We start from the raw sequence: 5,668 nt of genomic DNA on the forward strand, positions 1-5,668 counted from the left end.
CCTGAACGCCTTCGCCATCACCTTCGACGGCCGCCTGACCCCAACGACCCGATAACTAATCAAGATCGAGATACACCGTTAACTGGACACACCCGGCGCTGGCACGGGACCCAGGCGGATGTTCTGACAACGCGAACGCCCCGACGGGCGGGACGTGGACCTGGGACGTAACCGGAATCGCGCAAGCGTGGGCATCAGGGCAGGTGGGCCACGGCCTGGTGCTGCAGGCAACGGACGAGTCGGCCGACGCCCTCCTCTATGACCGCGGCTTCGATTCCGCCGAAGCCAGCCAGACGGCTGGGCAAGCTCCGGTTCTGGAGGTGACATATGCGGGAGGTACAGGTCCGACGCCCACCACCTCTCCCGGTCAAGACACAACACCGCCGGCGGTTCTCACCACCGCGCCCGAGAGTGACGCGACCGACGTGTCGAGTGACGCTCAAGTAAAAGTGACCTTCAGCGAGCCGGTGAGAGACGTACAACTCGTTCTCGACGATCTCCTTCTCGAGCAAGAGGTGCCTGGCGAGGCCACTTTGAGCGGTGATGGCACCACACTCACCTTCACTCCGTCCTCCGAGCTCTACGGCTTCTATAGAGCAGAGGTGACCCAAGCCAAGGACAGAGCCGGCAACTCCCTTGCGCCCTATGGCTGGTACTTCGAGACGTCCTTCGCCTCGTCGCTGACATCCCGAGCCACTTCAGCTCGCAAGGCAGCGCAAGCCAAGCCAGGGGTGACCGAAGCGTGGAGCAAGCCGAACAGCGAAAGATTCAGCCGGATCACGACGCCTCACTTGATGGCGAAGGTGTCAGATCCCCTGGGACGCCAGTCAGCAGTTCGGTTCGAGGTAACGCACGCCCCATCGCTACCGGAGCAAGGCAAGGGAGTGATCTGGTCGGGAGAGGACACCCATGTGACGTCGGGCACCCCGGCCATGGTGCGTGTACCGAAGGGCAAGCTGCGTGACGGCTGGAAGGTGCGGTGGCGGGCGCAGGCCATCGCAAGGGGTGCGAAAGGCCCGTGGAGCGAGTGGCAGACCCTGACCATCGGCCGGCAAGGAGGGGCAGCGGCCAAATCCCCCTCGATCGCCGCGATTCCGCGGCCGGTAAAGGAGACACCCCCCGCCCCCGCCGCACGGATCTATGACCGGATCGACACGGACGAGTGCTTCAATAAGTGGGCGACGGCCGGAAAACCACAGGGCTGGATCAAGAATCACTTCTCGTGGTGCCAGATTGGCAGAATCGAGGCGACTCAGACAAGATATAACGGAATGACCAGCGGCAAACCTCCCATTGAGGAGGACTATTATCGGACATACGTCATGCTGATCGCATACACGTTCAGCGGTACAACGGCGGCGCGTAAAGCTCGGGTAGAACCGCGCGACATCGTGGTGGAGGCGTTCCTGTTCGACCAGCAAACCTACGGGACCATGCCGTTGAACAGGACAATGGTGCTCGGCATGGATATCGGAAACAAACCACAGTGCCAGCATATCTCCGCCTACAACGGCGCACCGCACACGAACTATAAGAGCCTTACTGTTTCACAATGGAAGGCAACGCCTACCGGCAGGGCAACCTTCCGCTTCCGTTGCGCAGCGGACCAGAGCCCTGCGAAGAGGCAAATCGAATGGGGCCCGCACCCCTACCAGAAGCTGTCCATCGACAATGAAGAGAAGGTGGGCATCGGCACTCTTTCAGCCTACGCCAACTTCCCCGACTGGCCCAAGGCGATCAACAAGTACATATCAAACACAAACCAGACTGGAATCGGCACCACCGTTAGGTGCGACTCGGCGACATACGTCCAGTACAAGGGAGGTTGCGTCTTCTCCTTAACCTTGCCCTGGGTTAAGTTCCACTGGGGCAAGGGATACGACCAAGCCTTCAACCACTACTGGAACGCGTGCACACGACCGGGGCTCGAGACCTACCCAACAGACACTTCCAAGGCGATTCACGGCTGCAGAAACCCAAATATACCGACCGAAGAGAACAAGCTGCATCGTGAATACCAGAACATCCGGAATGCCAATCAGAGCCAGACCAACCGCTGGTGCAACAACATGTGGCCCGGCTACGCGAACAACGGCGCCAAGCAGTGCGATGAGTACCCGTTCGCGTCCACGCGGGAACGAACGAACGTTCGCAACAACAAAACGAACTCGATTTCTCTCTGCCCAGTCGATACAGCCGACAACGGCGCGGCCGGCCTAATCCTGGACAGGCACTACTACCAGAAGGATCGGATCCTCATAGGCGACGCGTTCTACACCACCTTCGAACAGGCAGGCATGGGAACGCAGAAGGACAGAGCCAGCCTCTGCGGTTCTCCTTCTCGCGACTACTGGCCATAGTTAGACTCAGGGGCCGCTCCCGGGCGGCCCCCGCCCCCCACCAAGGAGAACGAATTCATGCCAGGCGCGGAACACTACCGTCGGGTGCTGGATGAGCAGCAGTGGCTCCATGAAAGCGGTCTCTGCTGGAGCGTGATCCGCACAAGGGGAGGCCACCGTGACATCGCACATCGACTGGCCCCGGACACCGACCCGGAAGTACGCGAACTGGACCCGCGCGAAGATCCGCTGAACTTCTCTCCACTGCCCCTGATCTTTGTGGACGAGCAAAGCGAAACGGTGTCCTTGATCCAGACAAATGGCGGGGATTACCTGCGCAGCCAGGACGTGCTTGCACGACTGTCGCAGGACGGCGAGGCGTGGGCCGTGTCCTGGGGTCCATCAGTGAACGTCCGGCTCGCGCACGCCCGGGGGGGAAACTACAGCTACGTATGGCGGACCTTCGGCGATGCTGCAGATCCTCCTACAAGCCCGTTCGGTGACTGGCTGGCGGCGGTGATAGAGGCGGAGCGCGAGGATGACTGGACTGGCGTCCAAGCCCACGCCATGGCCGCCGTGGATGGTGCCGCCAGGACGAGCCTGGACGCTACATGGTTCGACGACGACCAGCGGGCCTTCATCATCGACTATCCAGAGCCAGCACCAGAACCGCTTCTGTCACCGTTCGCCCATACTGACCCTGGCCGCACGTCATCCATGGAGGCTCTGCCTCATGCCGTACGGCGTGAGGTTTTGCTGGTCGTGGCCGAAACGATGCGCGACCGGTTTGACCTGGATATGCCTCCCGGACTCACCGACGCACTAAGGCGAGGCGACGGCTTGTCCGACGCAGATAGGGAGTGGCTGACATTCCTCCTTGAGGACGCATGTGCATCCTGGGAGAGGAGCGGCAAGCACGAACGCCTGCATGCCATGCTCGCGTTCAGATCGGCCTTGCGTGCCGCGAGCAGCGATGCGGCCAAATTCGACGCCTTAGCCAGCGCTAGAGCAGCTTTAGGCGCGCAATGGCCAGAGCTGGACATCGCGATCCAGCGGCTCGCCAGCCCTTGATGCGTCCGATCGGCGGAGGAACCGAGACTGCCAAGCTTTGACCAAGGCAAGTGGCTCAGAGGGGACGCCAGGAACGCGGCAGGACGTCATGGCGCAGTGAGGCGATGCGGCGGTCGAACTCGGCTCGGATGTCGGGACCGTGGTCCACGTTCTGCATGAGCCATGTTGTCATGGTGATCTCGCGGATGCGACGCAACGTGTGAAGCCCAGGCCACTCCGCGATGTCGAATCCGTACGCGTCCACAGCATGTGCGTACTCGTCGTAGTCGAGCCACCGAAAGCCTTGGAACGGAATCCCCACGGCAGTGCTGAGATCCCATTCACGTGGACCGAAGGCGAACCTCTCGAAGTCGAGAAGGATCACGTTCCCGTCCGTACGGCGTAGCAGGTTGCCCTTGTGGGCGTCGCCGTGGATGTGGCCAGCGGGCAGCGCGAACTCCAGACCGTTGTATTCGGCGTAGAGCTCCTTGATGCGTCGACGCAGGAACTCGATGTCCGCTTCTGAAACGCTCGGGGCGCAGTCCAAGCGGTCCTCTACGCGGCCCAGCGGGTCAAACAACGGCAAGACCAGGTCCACCGGTTTGGGTAGGGCGTGGAGCTCTCTCAGCATCGCTGCCAGGTCCACGAAGCCCGGAGACCGGCCATCACTGTCCACGTGCTGCCAGAACGTGACCACGCGGCTCTCTTGGATGAGTGCCTGGGGACAGTCAGGAAGCAGCTTCACGCTCGGGAAGTCGACCGCTTCCAGCCAGCGCGCGATCACGACCTCCTTGTGGACGTCGCTCAGAAGATCCACGCTGCGCGCGATTCTGACCACCACTGGGGCCGATGCGAGGCGGAACAGGATGTTCTCACCCACCCGCAGAGGGACCGCATCCCGACTGTCCAGTCCGGCCTCCCGGCAGGCTGCGACGAGCGCCTTGTGGGCGTCTTGCTGGGAGAAGCCTCGTGCGGTGTGGGTCTCCGTCATTGCTAGTCCTCGCTGTTCGTTTCTGGTGGTCGTTGAGTGGCCACGAAGCGGCCCTTGCTGGGGATGACGACGATCAGGCCCTCCTGCTGAAGCAGTTCCAGGGCCTTGCGTACCGTTATGCGTGCCGTGCCGAACCTTGCCGCCAGGACAGGTTCGCCAGGCAGGCGGACGTCCGGGGCGAACTCGCCGGCCTTGATGGCGGCGCGGAGTTGGTTGGCCACGTCTTCGTAGCGGGTGCTCGGCTGTACGTCCGGCGCGGCTTGGCCTTGCACCCTGCGGCCTCGTCCTATCTGGCTGACGACCAGGCCCTCGCGCTCCAGCTCAGCGAGCGCCTGTCGGACGGTGCCGCGGGCCACGCCGAACTCGGCCATCAAGGCCGCCTCCGACGGGATCATCCCGCCTGGCGGGTACTCCCCCGTTGTGATCCGGCGGCGGAGGTCGTCGGCCAGTGTGGCGTACGTGGGCTGAGCTTTGCCTTGCGTCATGGGGCTCCCTTGCGAGCAGCAACAAGACTCAAGGCTAAAACGACGGGCCTGAGCGGGTTCGCGTGTCTCTTCACAGAGGCCGTCAGGGACATAAGCTCACCTCGCCCGAGAGGAGCTGCGCCCAGATGCGACCCGCCGCCTGACGGCGCCATGGGCCGGCGTACGTCACGCGAGGAGGTGCCGTCCGCTCCGTTCGGCGGATTCGATAGCTGCCCCCACACGCCACTAACTCGTAGACGATCGGCTGGCATGCGCATGTGTAGTCGAGCGTTCGGGACTGTGCCGGCTTGTCTGTCGTCCAGTCGAGGAACGATGTCCTGCCGTGGGCGAGGCGTGGTGGATGCGGGGCGAACCCCGGACATGGCCATGCATCCTTTTCTGGAGCCGGAGGCCGAATCGGGACGCCGTCAGAGGCCCTCCCGGTCTTCGTGGCTTCATTGCGCGGCATCCATCGCTCCAGCTCTCGGGCCGAGCATCTGGTCAGTACGCCCCGAGACGTCTTCCAGTTCCTGAGCGGCAGGCACCACGCGGAGCTGCGCGGGACCGGCGGCGGGTTGGCTCATCGGGGGTACGCCTCCTGGTGCAGGATGTGCCGGTAAGGCTCGCCGAACCAGATCTTGAAGTCGGCCGCGGCATCGGCGGGACTGTCGCTGGAGTGGACGAGGTTGCGGATGAGCCGCCCCTCGGCGGCGGCCTTCTCGGCGCTGTCGTCGCCGTAGAAGCCGCGGATCGTGATGGACGGAGCGCGAGACGGGTCGTAGTGACCGAGCAGGTCCCGTACCTGCTGGGCGGTGTCGTTCGTC

5 protein-coding genes and 1 pseudogene are annotated in these 5,668 nt (G+C 63.1%); 3 read left to right on the forward strand and 3 right to left on the reverse strand.

What is annotated here, in order from left to right; all coding sequences use genetic code 11:
• Positions 1-86: 86 nt before the first annotated feature.
• The 3 genes and pseudogenes from ACWEJ6_RS54140 to ACWEJ6_RS54150 form a co-directional block, all read left to right on the forward strand.
• Positions 87-653 (forward strand): annotated as a pseudogene (locus tag ACWEJ6_RS54140) (Ig-like domain-containing protein); the annotation flags it as partial.
• A gap of 141 nt (positions 654-794) precedes the next feature.
• Positions 795-2,360, forward strand: coding sequence for a NucA/NucB deoxyribonuclease domain-containing protein (locus tag ACWEJ6_RS54145; protein ID WP_452433562.1), 1,566 nt, complete (start codon positions 795-797; stop codon positions 2,358-2,360).
• Positions 2,361-2,417: 57 nt separating this feature from the next.
• Complete coding sequence (locus ACWEJ6_RS54150; protein WP_452433556.1) at positions 2,418-3,410, forward strand: hypothetical protein; 993 nt, start codon at positions 2,418-2,420, stop codon at positions 3,408-3,410.
• Between the two features lie 55 nt (positions 3,411-3,465).
• Here ACWEJ6_RS54150 and ACWEJ6_RS54155 read toward each other — a convergent pair whose 3' ends face one another.
• From ACWEJ6_RS54155 to ACWEJ6_RS54165, 3 genes are all read right to left on the reverse strand, one after another.
• Positions 3,466-4,380, reverse strand: a complete 915-nt coding sequence (locus tag ACWEJ6_RS54155) for a phosphotransferase enzyme family protein (RefSeq protein ID WP_452433557.1) — start codon at positions 4,378-4,380, stop codon at positions 3,466-3,468.
• 2 nt (positions 4,381-4,382) lie between these two features.
• Positions 4,383-4,865, reverse strand: coding sequence for a GntR family transcriptional regulator (locus ACWEJ6_RS54160; protein WP_452433558.1), 483 nt, complete (start codon positions 4,863-4,865; stop codon positions 4,383-4,385).
• A gap of 559 nt (positions 4,866-5,424) precedes the next feature.
• Positions 5,425-5,668: nucleoside-diphosphate kinase (locus ACWEJ6_RS54165; protein ID WP_452433560.1), on the reverse strand; the 244-nt coding region annotated here is incomplete at its 5' end.

It is taken from the genome of Nonomuraea sp. NPDC004702 (assembly GCF_053601695.1).

What these genes read in the sequence shown, in the direction of transcription:
- ACWEJ6_RS54155 (WP_452433557.1), bottom strand. Translation starts at nt 4,380, where the DNA reads ATGACGGAGACCCACACCGCACGAGGCTTCTCCCAGCAAGACGCCCAC.
- ACWEJ6_RS54145 (WP_452433562.1), top strand. Translation starts at nt 795, where the DNA reads ATGGCGAAGGTGTCAGATCCCCTGGGACGCCAGTCAGCAGTTCGGTTC.
- ACWEJ6_RS54160 (WP_452433558.1), bottom strand. Translation starts at nt 4,865, where the DNA reads ATGACGCAAGGCAAAGCTCAGCCCACGTACGCCACACTGGCCGACGAC.
- ACWEJ6_RS54150 (WP_452433556.1), top strand. Translation starts at nt 2,418, where the DNA reads ATGCCAGGCGCGGAACACTACCGTCGGGTGCTGGATGAGCAGCAGTGG.